The organism is Streptococcus sp. NSJ-72 (assembly GCF_014334035.1).
GTDB lineage: Bacteria > Bacillota > Bacilli > Lactobacillales > Streptococcaceae > Streptococcus > Streptococcus constellatus.
In genome coordinates this window covers 41445-55261 of record NZ_CP060489.1, presented here as the reverse complement: position 1 = coordinate 55261, position 13817 = coordinate 41445, and the positions used below count along the sequence as shown (strand labels likewise).

14 protein-coding genes are annotated in these 13817 nt (G+C 40.8%); 3 read left to right on the top strand and 11 right to left on the bottom strand.

Annotated elements, in window-relative coordinates; all coding sequences use genetic code 11:
• Window positions 1-222: 222 nt before the first annotated feature.
• From H8787_RS00335 to dhaK, 4 genes are read right to left on the bottom strand one after another with little or no spacing between them, the layout of a single operon-like run.
• Window positions 223-936 carry an MIP/aquaporin family protein gene (locus H8787_RS00335; RefSeq protein ID WP_003071233.1) on the bottom strand — a complete coding sequence of 238 codons (714 nt, stop codon included), beginning with the start codon at window positions 934-936 and terminating at the stop codon, window positions 223-225.
• A 12-nt stretch (window positions 937-948) separates the two neighbouring features.
• The gene (gene dhaM, locus H8787_RS00330) at window positions 949-1323 is read right to left on the bottom strand and encodes a dihydroxyacetone kinase phosphoryl donor subunit DhaM (protein ID WP_003071235.1); all 375 of its coding nucleotides are present in this window, start codon (window positions 1321-1323) and stop codon (window positions 949-951) included.
• Window positions 1320-1901: a dihydroxyacetone kinase subunit DhaL gene (dhaL, locus tag H8787_RS00325; RefSeq protein WP_003071239.1), complete on the bottom strand. Its 582-nt coding sequence runs from the start codon at window positions 1899-1901 to the stop codon at window positions 1320-1322. Before dhaL ends, dhaM begins: the two co-directional genes overlap by 4 nt.
• Window positions 1902-1911: 10 nt before the next feature.
• Window positions 1912-2901 carry a dihydroxyacetone kinase subunit DhaK gene (dhaK, locus tag H8787_RS00320; RefSeq protein ID WP_187327985.1) on the bottom strand — a complete coding sequence of 330 codons (990 nt, stop codon included), beginning with the start codon at window positions 2899-2901 and terminating at the stop codon, window positions 1912-1914.
• A 156-nt stretch (window positions 2902-3057) separates the two neighbouring features.
• Here dhaK and dhaS point away from each other — a divergent pair, with 156 nt between their 5' ends.
• On the top strand, window positions 3058-3594 hold the full coding sequence (gene dhaS, locus H8787_RS00315; protein ID WP_003071245.1) for a dihydroxyacetone kinase transcriptional activator DhaS: 537 nt from the start codon (window positions 3058-3060) through the stop codon (window positions 3592-3594).
• A 9-nt stretch (window positions 3595-3603) separates the two neighbouring features.
• Window positions 3604-4590: a DhaKLM operon coactivator DhaQ gene (gene dhaQ, locus H8787_RS00310; RefSeq protein ID WP_003071247.1), complete on the top strand. Its 987-nt coding sequence runs from the start codon at window positions 3604-3606 to the stop codon at window positions 4588-4590.
• Between the two features lie 58 nt (window positions 4591-4648).
• Here dhaQ and purB read toward each other — a convergent pair whose 3' ends face one another.
• The 7 genes from purB to purD all read right to left on the bottom strand — a co-directional run bounded on the left by purB (window position 4649) and on the right by purD (window position 11683).
• The gene (gene purB / locus H8787_RS00305; RefSeq protein WP_187327984.1) at window positions 4649-5944 is read right to left on the bottom strand and encodes an adenylosuccinate lyase; all 1296 of its coding nucleotides are present in this window, start codon (window positions 5942-5944) and stop codon (window positions 4649-4651) included.
• A 20-nt stretch (window positions 5945-5964) separates the two neighbouring features.
• Complete coding sequence (locus H8787_RS00300; protein WP_049476180.1) at window positions 5965-6816, bottom strand: hypothetical protein; 852 nt, start codon at window positions 6814-6816, stop codon at window positions 5965-5967.
• On the bottom strand, window positions 6816-7055 hold the full coding sequence (locus H8787_RS00295) for a hypothetical protein (RefSeq protein ID WP_049476179.1): 240 nt from the start codon (window positions 7053-7055) through the stop codon (window positions 6816-6818). The genes H8787_RS00300 and H8787_RS00295 overlap by 1 nt, the downstream gene beginning before the upstream one ends.
• Before the next feature lie 146 nt (window positions 7056-7201).
• Window positions 7202-8641 (bottom strand): hypothetical protein, encoded by a 1440-nt coding sequence (locus H8787_RS00290; protein WP_070668671.1) that lies wholly within the window; start codon window positions 8639-8641, stop codon window positions 7202-7204.
• The gene (gene purK / locus H8787_RS00285) at window positions 8641-9732 is read right to left on the bottom strand and encodes a 5-(carboxyamino)imidazole ribonucleotide synthase (protein WP_187327983.1); all 1092 of its coding nucleotides are present in this window, start codon (window positions 9730-9732) and stop codon (window positions 8641-8643) included. The genes H8787_RS00290 and purK overlap by 1 nt, the downstream gene beginning before the upstream one ends.
• Window positions 9719-10210, bottom strand: a complete 492-nt coding sequence (gene purE, locus H8787_RS00280) for a 5-(carboxyamino)imidazole ribonucleotide mutase (RefSeq protein ID WP_187327982.1) — start codon at window positions 10208-10210, stop codon at window positions 9719-9721. Before purE ends, purK begins: the two co-directional genes overlap by 14 nt.
• 207 nt (window positions 10211-10417) lie before the next feature.
• Complete coding sequence (gene purD / locus H8787_RS00275; RefSeq protein WP_187327981.1) at window positions 10418-11683, bottom strand: phosphoribosylamine--glycine ligase; 1266 nt, start codon at window positions 11681-11683, stop codon at window positions 10418-10420.
• A 195-nt stretch (window positions 11684-11878) separates the two neighbouring features.
• On the opposite strand from purD, the gene H8787_RS00270 reads away from it, so the two are divergent.
• Window positions 11879-13807: a GBS Bsp-like repeat-containing protein gene (locus H8787_RS00270; RefSeq protein WP_187327980.1), complete on the top strand. Its 1929-nt coding sequence runs from the start codon at window positions 11879-11881 to the stop codon at window positions 13805-13807.
• The last annotated feature ends 10 nt before the right edge of the window (window positions 13808-13817 follow it).

Below are 13817 nucleotides of genomic sequence, written 5' to 3'. Positions count from 1 at the left end.
TTTGAAACAAAAAAGTACTATTTCGAAAAAAATATATACTAAACACGAGATAAACTACTGTTCATCTCGCGTTTGTTTTATTTTAGGGAACTATATCGCAGTTTACACCAATCACAATATGTAGTATTTTGAAACAAGATTTTTGTAAATTTAACAATCATATTTTGTGGTTGTGTACAAGTATATAATTCCTTTATTTTAAATATCTTGCCTTTGATATTCTTACATCATGCTTAAAACAAGATTATAAAACAAAGCTCCTACAACACCACCAACGATTGGACCCAAAACTGGAATCCAAGCATAGGACCAGTCAGAATCTCCTTTATTCGCAATTGGTAAAACAGCATGCATGATACGCGGTCCCAAATCCCTTGCCGGATTGATCGCATAACCTGTCGTTGGACCAAGTGAAAAACCGACTGCAAAAATAACCATTCCTACGATGATAGGTCCTAGACCAGCAGCAACTTTATTAGGTCCAATTGCCATAATCGTAATGACGAGAACAGCCGTTCCCAATGCTTCACCTAAAAAGTTAGAGGCTGTATGGCGAATGGCTGGACCAGTTGAAAAACTAGCTAAAATCAAGCCGGAATCTTTCGTTTCAGCCCAGTGAGGATAGTAATGAAGCCATAGAACGAAAGCTGCAACCATTGCACCCAGCATTTGTGCAATAATGAAAGGAAAGACTTGCCCCCAACTAATCGCTCCAATAGAGGCCATTGCGAATGTGACCGCTGGATTCAAGTGAGCTGGACTAAAAAATCCGGATACATAAACCGCTACGGTACAGGCAATCCCCCAGCCTAAAACGATAGCAACCCAGCCGGTTCCTTCTTCTTTCGTCTTGCTCAAAACATTCCCGGCAACAACCCCGTCGCCAAGCAATACTAGGATAAAAGTTCCTAAAAATTCACCGAGATACTGAATCATAATCAAACTCCTTTATTTCTTAATTTCTAACTCTTTCAATTGTTCTTGTATGGTCGCCAAATCTGCACCAGCTTGCAAAAGAGCAGCCGCAGTATAAGCTCCTTCAACAATGGGAACATTGTTAATGATGATGTCTTTATCTGAAAAATCTGCTACTAGCTCCAGATTCATGCGAGCCGATCCAAGATCAAAGAAAGCTAAAATCTTCTCTGCTTCATTGGCTTCTACAATCGTTTGGACTTGCTCAAAACTTGTACCAATACCTCCATCTTCTGTACCACCTACATAGGTCAGTAAGACATCTTTGGCGACTTCTGAAATTAAATCCACAACGCCTTGAGCGATCCATTTTGAATGAGAAACCACGACAATCCCAACTTCTGTCATGCCAGTCTCTCCGCTTCTAGTAAGGCTTCAAAAAGCAAGCCTGATGAATACGAACCTGGATCAATATGCCCAATCGAACGTTCACCCACATAAGAAGCTCGACCTTTCGTTGCTTTCATATCTTTGGTTGATTCAACCAAAGCACGAATGGTTTCTTTGGTCAATTCTTCTCTTCGAATCGCTTCTACCACACCAGCCCAGACATCTACCATCGTTTTTTCACCGACGCTTGCTTTCCCACGCTTTTGAATCATATCAAGTCCTGCTTGAACAGCATCCACCAAGCTAGTGCCTTCCTTCTCAGCCTTCATTATTCCCATAAAGGCTGAGCCGTAAAGGGGGCCAGAAGCCCCGCCAACCTTGCTAAGCAATTGCATGGAGACAACTTGAAAGACTTCTGCTGAATTGGCAAAATCCTTTCCTTCCAAATTTTCAACGACAGCGGCCATACCGCGCGCCATATTTCCTCCGTGATCCCCGTCACCAATAGGGGTGTCTAACTCTGACAGATAGTCTTTATTTGCTTGAATTTTTTCGTTAAAGAGAAGCATCCATTTCTTTGCTAATTCTGCATCCATATCATACCTCCTACCAAGCAATTGTTGTAACAGGACTATTTAATGCGTCCACCCATTCTTTGTGCTCTAGCTTGATAAAGGTCAAAGAAATGCCTGCCATGTCAATAGATGTCATGTAGTTTCCTAATTTCTTATAGATAACTTCCAGACCTGCTGTTGCAAGGATTCCAGCCACATCGTTTGCAAAGACATACTGTTCCATGAGCGGTGTTGCACCCATGCCATTGATAAGGATTCCGATTTTATCGCCTGCTTTGAGTTCAAAAGAGTCTTTCAATTTTTCCACTAATTCTTGTGCCAATTCTTTAGACGGCTGCATTTTTTCTTTGCGATAACCAGGTTCTCCATGAATGCCGATTCCAAATTCAATTTCGTCATCAGCTAAGATAAAGCCGGGTTTCCCAACTTCAGGAACTGTTGCTCCGCTGAGAGCCAAGCCGACTGTGTGAATACTTTTGACCAGCTCATCAGCCAGAGCCTTGATTTCAGTCAGAGATTTGCCTGCACGCGCCGCATGACCTAAAATCTTATGTACAAAAATCGTACCCGCAACACCGCGTCGACCTTGCGTGTAAAGGCTATTTTCTACAGCAATATCATCATCGACAACAACACTTGCCACCTCGATTCCTTCCATTTCTGCCATATCTTGTGCCATTTCAAAGTTCATGATGTCACCAGAATAATTCTTGATAACCATGAACACACCTGCGCCTTCGTCTGCTTCTTTGATTGCCTGCAAGACTTGGTCAGGAGTTGGGGAAGTAAAGACTGCTCCGCAAATCGCAGCTGACAACATACCGTCGCCCACAAAGCCAGCATGAGCAGGCTCATGACCGCTCCCGCCACCTGAGATAATCGCTACCTTACCAGATTTTTCGCTATTTCGGGCAATGATGTCAAAGCCTTCTACACGATGCACCAAATCATTGTGGATATAAGCCAAACCGTCCAACATTTCGTCCACAACAGCCGTTGGTTGATTGATAATTTTTTTCATGAGTTTCTCCTTTGCTTTATTTTTCTTATTTTTATTGTAAAATTCTTTGCTCTTTTTTGGAACGGACAAAATTAGGAATATGTCCCTCTTTTTAGTTTTCCTATTGCATCATTCATGATAAACTAAGGATAGAACAGAAAAGACTAAGGAGTAAAAATGACATTATCCTTAATCACGAAAAAAAGGATTGCCAAATCCTTTAAAAAATTATTAAGCAAACAATCCTTTGAAAAAATCTCCGTTCGGCAAATTATGGAAGACGCCGGTATTCGCAGGCAAACTTTTTACAATCATTTTCTGGACAAGTATGAATTATTAGAATGGATTTTTCAGACAGAGCTGCGAGAGCAAGTGACGGATAATCTGGAATATATCTCTGGCTATCAGCTGCTGCAAGAATTACTGCATTATTTTAGCGTCAATAAGAGCTTTTATGCACAATTATTTGACATCGTTGACCAAAATGACTTTTCTTCTTATTTTCAGACCTATTGTCAGCAGCTTGTAACTAAACTCGTCAGAGAATATCATTCCTGCCCTTTCCACTCTGAAATGGAATATCAGTTTTTTATTCATTATCATAGTCAAGCACTTGCGAATGCTATCAAACATTTGCTGGATTTATCTGAGCAAGATTACGAGCAGCAGGCGCAACTCTTGACACAACTAATCAAAACAGCTATAGAAAATTAAGGCAAGTATATGGTTCACATTATCAATTCAATTCATTCAAGCATTCAGCAAAGCATCAATGCAATTACTCGCATGTATCCTCACCTTTCGCAGCTTAAACAGCTACCCGTCATCTATCACAATCAGCACGATTCTTCTGTCGTACCCATTATTTCAGGCGGTGGGAGTGGTCATGAACCAGCTCATTTTGGCTATGTGGGCGATGGTATGTTAGCCGCTGCTATTAGTGGTCCCATTTTTGTGCCACCTTGTGCTGAGCATATTTTGGAAACCATTCGTTTTCTGCATCGAGGTAAGGGCGTTTTTGTCATTATTAAAAACTTTGATGCAGACATTAAAGAATTTTCACAAGCCATTCATCAAGCACGCAAGGAAGGGATTCCAGTCAAGTACATCATTTCTCATGATGATATTTCTGTCGAAAAAAGTAATTTCCAAATTCGCCACCGTGGGGTTGCAGGAACGATTCTGTTACATAAAATCCTCGGGCAAGCTGCCAAAGAAGGGACTAGTCTAGATGAATTGGAAAAGCTCGCTCTTTCTCTTTCCACTTCCATTGCAACACTAGGAGTGGCTACAAAATCTACAACTTTACCAAGCCAGCAACTGCCTATCTTTGATTTGCCTCAAGGTCAAATTTCCTACGGAATTGGAATCCATGGAGAACCTGGTTATCGGATGGTGACGTTTGAATCTTCCGAACTGCTCGCTGTGGAGCTTATCAACAAAATCAAAATGAAATTCAAATGGCAAGAAGGACAAGAGTTTATTCTCCTCATCAATAACTTAGGTGGTACTTCAAAATTAGAAGAACTCGTTTTCACAGACGATATCCTGCAACTATTGGATATTGAGGGCTTGAAACTTTCTTTTATCAAAACAGGTCACCTCATCACAAGCCTAGATATGGCAGGGCTTTCTGTTACATTGTGCCGTGTTTCCAATACTTTCTGGCTGAAAGCCTTAGAAACCCCAACTAATGCTTTTGCTTGGTGAGAGAGCAAAAATCCAGAGAGTGGGACAAATTCCCACTCTCTGGATTTTTAATTTTATGTTAATCCAATCCCACGCGTTTAAAAATTTCATCTACGCGTTTAGTATAGTAAGTCGGATCAAAGATTTCGTCAATTTCTTCTTGGCTCAAGCGAGACGTGATCTCTGGATCTGCTTCCAGCAATGGTTTGAAGTCTACTTGATTATCCCAAGACTGAGCAGTCTTTGGCTGCACCAAGTCATAGGCTTGCTCCCGCGTCATGCCTTTTTCAATCAAGGTTAACATGGCACGTTGGCTGAAGATAAGACCAAAGGTTGAGTTCATGTTGCGCTTCATGTTTTCTGGGAAGACGGTCAAGTTCTTGACGATATTACCAAAGCGGTTGAGCATATAGTCAATGAGAATGGTCGTGTCCGGAGCGATAATCCGCTCAGCTGATGAGTGGGAAATGTCGCGCTCATGCCAGAGAGAGACATTCTCAAAGGCTGTCACCATGTGACCACGAATGACACGCGCAAGACCCGTCATGTTTTCAGAACCGATAGGATTGCGTTTGTGAGGCATAGCTGATGAACCCTTTTGCCCCTTAGCAAAGAACTCTTCGACTTCGCGCTGCTCAGACTTTTGCAGACCACGGATTTCCGTCGCCATACGCTCAATAGACGTCGCAATCAAGGCCAAAGCAGAGAAGTATTCAGCGTGAAGGTCACGTGGCAAGACTTGAGTCGAGATCTCCTGCGGACGGATGCCTAATTTCTCACAGACATAGCTCTCCACAAATGGCGGAATGTTGGCGAAGTTCCCAACCGCACCAGATATTTTCCCAGCTTCCACACCCGCAGCCGCAATCTCGAAACGCTCGATGTTGCGCTTCATTTCACTGTACCAAGTCGCTAGCTTGAGACCAAAAGTCGTCGGCTCCGCATGCACCCCATGGGTACGCCCCATCATGATGGTGAACTTGTGCTCCCTAGCCTTGTCAGCGATGATGTTGGTGAAGCGACGCAGATCCTCACGGATGATGTCATTGGCCTGCTTGTAGAGGTAGCCGTAGGCCGTATCCACCACGTCGGTAGAAGTCAAACCATAGTGGACCCACTTGCGCTCCTCGCCAAGCGTCTCAGAAACCGCACGCGTGAAAGCCACCACATCGTGGCGAGTCTCCTGCTCAATCTCCAAAATACGGTCGATGTCAAAGTCCGCCTTCTCGCGAATCAAAGCCACATCTTCCTTAGGGATTTCCCCCAACTCAGCCCATGCCTCGTCAGCCAAGATTTCCACCTCAAGCCAAGCACGGTATTTATTTTCTTCACTCCAAATATTCGCCATCTCAGGGCGAGAGTAACGATTTATCATTGTTAGTTTCTCCTATAATTTTATCTGCCTGATAGTAATGATGAAATAACTCCACCTAAAGTTCCTGATATTATATCTTTAATAAATTGTTGATTAAAAAATGATGCATTTTCTTTAACAATTACAGTAAATTCAGACTCGCTATTTTTGTCAGTTGCAGCAAGTAAATCCTTTAAAATTTCGATAGATTGCTCAGATAGAACAGAAGCATTGTTAACAATCTGTTGAAGTTGTTTAGAAAGTTCCGACCACGGAAACTCAACATTCATATTAGATTTTTCTAAAATAGAATCTGTAACAATATTTGAGTTAACATTGTTGTCCCCATTAAATGTGACATTATTACCCGAACCAAAATCATTTCCAACTACATTATCATTACCTGATACAGTTGTTTTATATGAGCCTGTTTCAAAAATATTTTGTTCCCCACCAATTTGTTGATGTTTTATATCAATAAAAGTGATCTGATTTTTATCACCAAAAGATTTTTTAATTACTTCATATACTTTGTCTCGAAATATTTCTTCCTTAAAAAACAAATAAGAATTTTTGCTAGACCCTAAATTGAACTCTATGTAATATTTTGTTTTAAGATATTTCTCATAACGGTTATATACAATATAAATGTACAAAGCCAAAAAAGTAATCGGAATGATATTTGGAATAAAATCTATCGGAAACATTATTAACATAATAGCTACAAAAACTATTTCTTTCAAAGAAATTCTAAACGCCAATGTTGCTTTTGTCATCATAGAAATATTATCTATCTGAATAACATCGTTTTGAGTAGCTATTGCATGCTCCTTTATGCTAAGAGTATCCGTTTCAATAGTATTATTTTCATTATTAAATAAATCTAAAATCATTATCCTTCTCTCTCCTTAAACTCCTCTTTCCCAATCCATACTGATGGGTAGTGATCTAGTGTATTCAAATCAGTATCCAATGGCAAATCATAGATAGCCAAATAGTTATCGGGGTATTGAGCAATTAATTCATCATATTTGGCTTGCACCTTGTCATGGTCAGCGCTAGCAAACAAGACTTCAACAACTGCTCCAGTCTTATCCTTTTCAACAAATGCATTAACGATAATTTGTATCATAGTAATCAACCTAGTTAGTAATCTATATTCAGTTTAGAGAATTTGATACCATCGTTCCTTTCTTTTATATTTATAGACAAATTAAGAAATCTTTACTATGACACATAAGCATATTTATTCTTTCTAGTTTATGCATCACTATCGATTTAATATGCATTATTAAAGATTTTCTCCAACGTTTCATTATTTTCAGCTACTTCGTCTAATTCTCGTTTCGTTGTATATCTTATATTCTGAGGTGGATATGTATTACCCAAATGAATCAAGTGATCATATTTTTGGGGTTCACCATCAAATATTACTTTCCAATATCCAAAAGCATTTTCAGATGGAATTATTTTTTTAACTTTTGCAATATATTGAATACCACTTCTAGGTTTTATTTCATATCCAGCAATATATTTAATTTTACTTCTTCTATTTTTTCCAATACGAATATCATACCATTCATTATCTTTTAAGAAAACTTGTTCAAACCCCTCCTTCTGTGCTGGAACAATGATAGTTAAGTCATCCTCTGACATTTCTTCTTTTGGAATTCCAATGTCAATTGAATTTTTTTGTTCTAAAATTTTCGTTTCATTTATAATTTCCTCATCAGTCTTTTCATTTAAATGAGCATAAAACTCAACATGAGAATCAAAGTCATCGTTGCTAAAATCTATTAAATTTGTAACTTGTCGGTCTTTTTTTAATTGTTGGTATTCTTTAAAGTATGCTCGTTTTATTTCACTATCCTCCGACTGAAGGGAATTACTTATTCTTTCAGCCTCTCCTATAAGTGGTTCCGTATTTCTTCTATCCGTTATACTTTCATTCTCGATCGAAGAGATTACTTCTTCAAGCTTATCATTTAATTCATCAACCTTCAATTTACAATTCTCATATTCTTTTTGTGAGAACTTTTTACAATGAGCAATTGTATTACGAGTCTTACGAATTTCTTCAAGTAGTTCATTTATCTCTGTCCCTTCCTTCTGACTACCTGTTAATAGCGAACTGTCCCAAAAACTTTTAGGGAAAAGAGTAGGACTAGGGACACTTTGTTCTTCAATACAATACTTTATGTGATCTATAAATTCTTCAGTTATAGCCCCTCTATCAAATATTTCTTTAATTAACTTACTAAATGTAAAATCATTTTTTTCCATATTTTTCAGGGTTGTTTGAAATTTGTCAAGTTTACCACTTTCATCAGAAATATAGAATAACTCTTTTAAAAATTCTTGAGTTTTTCTTTCAATATCGTGTAATTTTGAATATATTTTTTTAGAGTAGTAGCTACTTATTCCATCAAAAATACACCTAAACTCATTAAATTTATGTTCGTTCTTAGTTATTTCAGTAATAATAGAGTCAAAATGTTCTAAAGATTCAACATCCTCACTACTAACCGTTATAATACCCGTTGGTTTTTTTGAACTATTCTCATAAATTATATTAATATCCAACGTTTTATCATCTATTTCAGCCTTACCATTTTTTATATCTAATTTTTCTGGATTTTGCGTCAAATTCCGAATTAAAACCTCTTTGTTAGAGATAATATTATTTCCAGTTATTTTAAAAATATATTTCTGATACATTACCAATCAATCCCTTCCCCAAACTCTCTCACTTCATCAGGCTTATCACTAAAGAGGGTCACATGCCCCATCTTTCGGTTGTGCTTCGCTTCTATTTTACCATACATGTGGAGATGGGCACTAGAGTTTTTGGAGACATATTCTTGAGCTTGTTGAATGTGCTGACCGAGGACGTTGAGCATGACGGCTGGGGCGTGGAGTTTGATGGCTGGCAATGGTGCTCCGAGAATGCCCAGAATATGGGTATCAAACTGCGAAAAGTCGCAAGCTTCGATCGAGTAGTGCCCAGAGTTGTGTGGACGTGGAGCAATCTCATTGACGATGATGTCATCAGCTGTCGCAAACATCTCCACGCAAAGAGTTCCAGACAGATTAAGCTGTTCTGCGATTCGCACCGCCATGGTTTTAGCTTTCTCAGTTAGACTATCAGAAATACGAGCTGGGACAATAGTCTTAGACAGGATATTGTTGCGATGGATGTTTTCCTGAACAGGGAAAACCGTCACATCCTTGCCATTTCCTGACACGATGACGGAAATTTCAAGGTCAAAATCGACAAATTCTTCCAAAACGCAGTCTGCCGAATCAGCCAGCGCATAGGATTCTTCCAAGTCTTCTGCCGAACGAATGACCTTTTGCCCGTGTCCATCATAACCACCTGTCGCAGTCTTGAGGACATGGTTTTTCGACAGGTCCATATCCGCCAAGTCTTGGCTAGAAGTCACGACTTTGTAGGGTGCAACGGTGACTTGGGCCTTGTTTGAGAGAAAATCCTTTTCAAAGATCCGATTTTGAGAAATGCGGAGCAGGTCAGTCCCTTGAGGGAGTTGACCCTCCTTGATGACGGCATCCAAACTGTCAGCATCGACATTTTCAAACTCATAGGTCAGGACATCGCAACGCTCAGCCAACTGACGGAGGGCGTCCACATCATTATAAGGCGCCACGATGATTTCCGCCACGCGAGAGGCTGGACAGTCCGCTGCTGGATCCAGCGCGATGACCTTGTGCCCCATGTAGATAGCAGAAATAGCCATCATCTGACCCAGCTGACCGCCACCGATGATTCCGATTGTTTTAGATGAGCTCATTCGTAGACTCCTCAGCGATTTTTCCTTGTTCTTCAGCAAAATCAGCTAGTGCTACTGCTAGATCTTGGTCTTCAATCGCCAAGATCCGAAGGGCAGTCAGGGCAGCGTTGGTTGCTCCCGCGTCACCAATGGCCATAGTTGCCACAGGCACACCGCCCGGCATCTGCACAATAGAGTAAAGCGAGTCCAGACCGCTGAGTGCGCGTGATTTGACAGGTACGCCGATGACAGGCAGAGTGGTTTTGGCCGCTACCATACCTGGCAAATGAGCTGCGCCACCAGCACCAGCGATGATGACCTTGATACCGCGACTGCGGGCTTCTTCTGCATGCTGAAACATGAGGTCAGGCGTGCGGTGGGCAGAAACGACTTTCTTTTCGTAGGCAACACCGAAGCGATCTAAAACTTCAGCAGTTTTTTGCATGGTAGCCCAGTCAGATTTGGAGCCCATGATGATAGAAATAATTGGTTTTTTCATAACATTCTTCCTTTTTTGACAGTTTCCTTAAGTAGTGGGGACGTAAGCGACCGCCTATGGCGTTCCATTGCTTAAATTCGAGCCCAGGGTCTCGAAATTTCCCTAGACGATTAACCGTGGTTAATCATCTTTTCACTACGGAAGAAACTGTCGGATTCTAGCAACCTTCGGTTGCTTTAGAAAACACTAATTTTTAAACGAGTAGATTTAATCTTTAATAGATTTACTCCCGATATCTTTCCGATAAAAGAGGCCAGTTGTTTCTTGTTCTGCAAGTTTCTTATAGATTTTGTCCTGCGCAGCCTTGACGCTGTCGGCTGTAGTAACCAGCATGTAGACGCGGCCGCCGTTTGACAAGAGCAGCTGGCTATTGCCATCAAACTTAGCCCCTGCATAATAGGTGATTATGTCGCCACCGGTCTTTTCTGGCAGAAGCACCCCTTTTTCGTAGGCGAGCGGATAGCCATTTGAAGCAACCACCACGCCTAGGGTCACGCCCGAATCCAGCCAAGTGATATCAGGGTTCCTGCCAGCCAAAATGTCCGTGATATTCTGTGCAAAGTCAGAAGTCAGGCGCGGCAAGATAACTTGGGTCTCGGGATCGCCAAAGCGAGAGTTGAACTCGATAACCTTAGGACCGTCCTTAGTCAAGATAAGCCCCGCGTAGAGCACGCCAAGATAAGGGCGACCCTCAGCAATCATACCCTCAAGCACTGGCTTGATAATAGCATCAACCGACTGGTCAATCACGCTTTTCGCCAGATGAGGAACAGGAGCGTAGGCCCCCATGCCGCCTGTGTTTGGTCCCTTATCACCATCATAGGCCCGCTTGTGATCCTGCGCCGCAGGCATAATGTAAAACTTGTCCCCATTGACAAAGGCAAAGAGCGAGAATTCCTCGCCATCAAGGAACTCCTCAATAACCACGCGCGCACCCGAGTCGCCGAACTTATTGTCCAGCAGCATTTCATGCGCCGCCTCGACCGCCTGCTCCACGGTTTCAGCCACGACCACTCCCTTACCCAATGCCAAGCCATCCGCCTTGACCACGATTGGAGCGCCCTGCTTTTCGATGTAGCCTTTAGCTTTCTCGAAGTCGGAAAATGTGCCATAGGCTGCTGTCGGAACGCCGTATTTGACCATGATTTCCTTAGCAAAATCCTTAGACCACTCCAGCTCTGCTGCTAACTTAGTTGGGCCAAAAGCCTCAAGCCCAGCTTGGTTAAAGTCATCAACGATACCAGCCGCTAGCGCATCATCAGGACCAATAAAGGTCCAAGCAATAGCATTTGCTTTGGCAAACTCAATCAACTTGGAATGTTCGGAAATTCTGATATTCACCAAATCCAAACCATCCAGAGTCATCCCGTCATTTCCAGGTGCGACAAAAACCTGCTCCACACCATGAGACTCCAATAACTTCTTGGCAATCGCATGCTCACGACCACCAGAACCAACAACCAAAAGTTTCATAATTGCCCTCTTTGCGAATTATTTATATCAATTATACCACAAATGTTCGTTTATACCTTTGTTTATCGTGAAATATTTTGATAATAATAAAATCTTATTGTCATTTCTAATTTTTTAATTCAATTTTCGCTTTTTTTCATTTTTTCCCGAATAATCTAAATGGAACTATCCAAATTATTTATTCAAAGGAGATTTATGAAAAAATATAGTCAATTGTTTTTACTATCCAGCGCCCTTTTGAGTGTTTTTTCAGCTCAACTAACAGTTCAAGCCTCGGAAGCAAATAATGCTTCAAAAAGCTCAAATCCAACAACCCTTGCTAGCGATGTTACTGTCAATGTTTCTGGCAATAGCATTTCTATCAACTACATACGTTCACAAGCCCAAAACCCCTACACCATTTCCCATGCTGTTTGGTCTGATGAAAATGGGCAAGATGACCTTAAATGGTATTCCGCATCTCAAACATCAACAACTGTTGATTTGAGCCAACATTCTGGGTACGGTACTTTCCATGTCCATACATATATCAACATCAATGGAAAAATGATCGGTTTAAATGGAACGACTTTCACTCTGAATAAACCTACTAGTCAAACAAAAATTACGACAGCTGGACAGATTGGGCAAATTCATTTTACACGCAATAAAGATCAAAAAAATTCTAAAATTGTTCATGCCATTTGGTCTGAAGAAAATGGTAGTGATGATCTCAACTGGTACGATGCTGAACAGGAAATAACTAAATTTGACTTTTCCAAACACAAGGGTTATGGGAGATATTTTGTAGATACTTATGAAAATAAAAATGGTAAAATGATTTATCAGTCAGGTACCACTTTTAACCTTGAAAAACCAAATCCTACTATCCAAACTAGTTTTCCAGAACCTGGCATCATGGATATTCAGATCAAAAATGTCCCTGAAACAATCTATAAACTAACTGTTCCAACTTGGTCTGATAAAAACGGACAAGATGATCTTCAATGGTATGCAGCTACTAAAAATCCTGATGGAAGCTACAATGTTAGAGTTGAGCTAAAAAAACATAACTATGACACAGGAACTTATCACATTCATCTTTACGGAGAAAGCTATGTCAAACCAGAGTTTACTGGCTTAGCTGGAACTACGGTACAAGTTCGTCCCGATCAATTACCTTCGGAAGAAGAGCAAAAGCCATTATTCTCTGTTGAAAATATCAATCAAGAACAAGGAACATATACGGTCAAAATTAAGGAAACTTCAAAATCCAAATCCATTCAATCTGTTCGCATTCCTATTTGGAGTACTACAAATCAGAGTAATATCAAATGGTACACAGCTACTGACAATGGAGACGGAACTTTTTCAACAACCTTTAATATCCGCAATCATCAGGCTTTGTCTGGAACCTATATCAATCATATTTATGTAAAATATAAAGACGGTAGTGAGCATAGTTATGCAACAGATTCGGTTAGCATGTTCGCAGAACAGATAAAAACGAAAGTAGCTGTCACGAAACGCTCGATCTACAATTATGAAGTAACAGTGACAGATGCTTATGGAGATGGAAATATCATCCTGCCTACCTGGTCTGAAGTCAACGGGCAAGATGATATCCAGTGGTACACAGCTACTAAAACCGGAAATGGTATCTACAAGTTCACTATTGATACGCAAAAACACACTGGTAGTGGGCTTTTCCACACACATGTCTACCGCAATCTCAACGGTAAAATGATTGGACTAACAGGTACGAGCTATCAAGTAGAGAAACCTGTTATTTCTTTCCAACCCAATTATGCTGCTGCAACTACTTATCCAAAAGGGCAATGCACTTGGGGCGCTAAAGCTCTAGCACCTTGGGCTGGCAACTACTGGGGCAATGGTGGCGATTGGGCTACTAGTGCCAGACGTGCTGGTTTTAAAACAGGAACAACTCCACAAGTCGGAGCTATTATTTGTTGGACAGATGGTAGTTACGGGCACGTTGGAGTCGTCACTCACGTGGCCTCAAACACCCGTATTCAGATTCAAGAGGCAAACTACGCTGGGAAACAGTACATTGGGAACTTTCGTGGCTGGTTTAATCCCCATACAGCAGGACAAGGTGCAGTTAGCTATATTTATCCAAAATAACTCTCTCTAA

Coding starts and splice junctions, on each gene's coding strand:
- H8787_RS00300 (WP_049476180.1), bottom strand. CDS start 6,816: ATGATTTTAGATTTATTTAATAATGAAAATAATACTATTGAAACGGAT.
- H8787_RS00335 (WP_003071233.1), bottom strand. CDS start 936: ATGATTCAGTATCTCGGTGAATTTTTAGGAACTTTTATCCTAGTATTG.
- dhaM (WP_003071235.1), bottom strand. CDS start 1,323: ATGACAGAAGTTGGGATTGTCGTGGTTTCTCATTCAAAATGGATCGCT.
- H8787_RS00270 (WP_187327980.1), top strand. CDS start 11,879: ATGAAAAAATATAGTCAATTGTTTTTACTATCCAGCGCCCTTTTGAGT.
- purB (WP_187327984.1), bottom strand. CDS start 5,944: ATGATAAATCGTTACTCTCGCCCTGAGATGGCGAATATTTGGAGTGAA.
- purD (WP_187327981.1), bottom strand. CDS start 11,683: ATGAAACTTTTGGTTGTTGGTTCTGGTGGTCGTGAGCATGCGATTGCC.
- dhaL (WP_003071239.1), bottom strand. CDS start 1,901: ATGGATGCAGAATTAGCAAAGAAATGGATGCTTCTCTTTAACGAAAAA.
- purK (WP_187327983.1), bottom strand. CDS start 9,732: ATGAGCTCATCTAAAACAATCGGAATCATCGGTGGCGGTCAGCTGGGT.
- dhaK (WP_187327985.1), bottom strand. CDS start 2,901: ATGAAAAAAATTATCAATCAACCAACGGCTGTTGTGGACGAAATGTTG.
- H8787_RS00290 (WP_070668671.1), bottom strand. CDS start 8,641: ATGTATCAGAAATATATTTTTAAAATAACTGGAAATAATATTATCTCT.
- purE (WP_187327982.1), bottom strand. CDS start 10,210: ATGAAAAAACCAATTATTTCTATCATCATGGGCTCCAAATCTGACTGG.
- H8787_RS00295 (WP_049476179.1), bottom strand. CDS start 7,055: ATGATACAAATTATCGTTAATGCATTTGTTGAAAAGGATAAGACTGGA.
- dhaS (WP_003071245.1), top strand. CDS start 3,058: ATGACATTATCCTTAATCACGAAAAAAAGGATTGCCAAATCCTTTAAA.
- dhaQ (WP_003071247.1), top strand. CDS start 3,604: ATGGTTCACATTATCAATTCAATTCATTCAAGCATTCAGCAAAGCATC.